Source organism: Mycobacterium sp. 050134 (assembly GCF_036409085.1).
GTDB lineage: Bacteria > Actinomycetota > Actinomycetes > Mycobacteriales > Mycobacteriaceae > Mycobacterium.
The window spans coordinates 1-933 of the sequence record NZ_JAZGLV010000064.1 but is presented as its reverse complement, the minus strand read 5'-3'; the positions used below and the strand labels follow the sequence as shown (position 1 = coordinate 933).

The window sequence follows — 933 nt, the reverse complement described above, 5'->3', positions numbered from 1 at the left end:
CTAGGGCATGTCTGACAAACGTCGGGTCCAGGCGACGATGGCGTTGAGAACGGCTGCGCCGCGGTAGACGATGGCGAGTTTGTCGTAGCGGGTAGCCAGGCCGCGCCACTGTTTGACGTCGCAGAAGCGCCGTTCAACGACGTTGCGGCCCTTGTAATCCTCGGCGTTGAAGGCCGGTGGGCGGCCACCGGCTGATCCCCTTCGCTTGCGATGTCCCTGTTGATCGCGGGGTTCGGGGATCACCGCGCCGATGCGGCGCTTGCGCAACAGCGTGCGGTTGTGTCGTGAGGAGTAGGCCTTGTCGGCACGGACCCGCTGCGGTCGGGTCCGTGGCTTCCCGCCGCCGTGACGAGCGACTTTCAAATGGTTGAGCAAATGCTCGAAGACGGGACTGTCGCCGGCTTGGCCGGGTCCGACAAGGATGACCAGAGGCAGTCCAGCACCATCGACGAGCTGGTGAATCTTAGTGCTCAGCCCGCCGCGAGAGCGGCCAATGCCGTGGTCAGGCGGCTCGATGCGGAGATTCTTGTAATTCGACCCAGCCCCCTGTGAGGCGGGTGATGTTCGTGGCGTGTTGGTGCGCACGCGCGATCGAGGAATCCACCGCCACCGCCCAATCGATAGCGCCGACCCGCTGGGCAGCAGCCAGCAACCGGGCCAGTACCTCATCCCACGTGCCGTCCGCACTCATCCGCCGATGCCAGGTCCAGATCGTCTGCCACGGACCGAACACCGCCGGGACATCACGCCAGGCGATCCCACACCGGTACCGGTAGATGATCCCTTCCACCATCGAGCGGGCATCCTGAAACGGCCTGCCCCGCTTACCCGTCCGAACGGGAAGAAGATCAACGATCAAGGCCCACTGGGCATCGGTAAGCAACTGAAACCGCGACATACCCCAAGCCTCACGCACAACACCCGAAACCATTG

General features: G+C 64.1%; 2 protein-coding genes. Both read right to left on the bottom strand.

All coding sequences use genetic code 11. The features are described 5' to 3' along the window. Positions 1 to 585, bottom strand: coding sequence for an IS5 family transposase (locus SKC42_RS27405; RefSeq protein WP_330967364.1), 585 nt, complete (start codon positions 583 to 585; stop codon positions 1 to 3). After that, positions 503 to 933 (bottom strand): transposase (locus SKC42_RS27400; protein ID WP_330967363.1); only part of this gene is annotated, 431 nt, incomplete at its 5' end. The genes SKC42_RS27405 and SKC42_RS27400, both read right to left, overlap by 83 nt.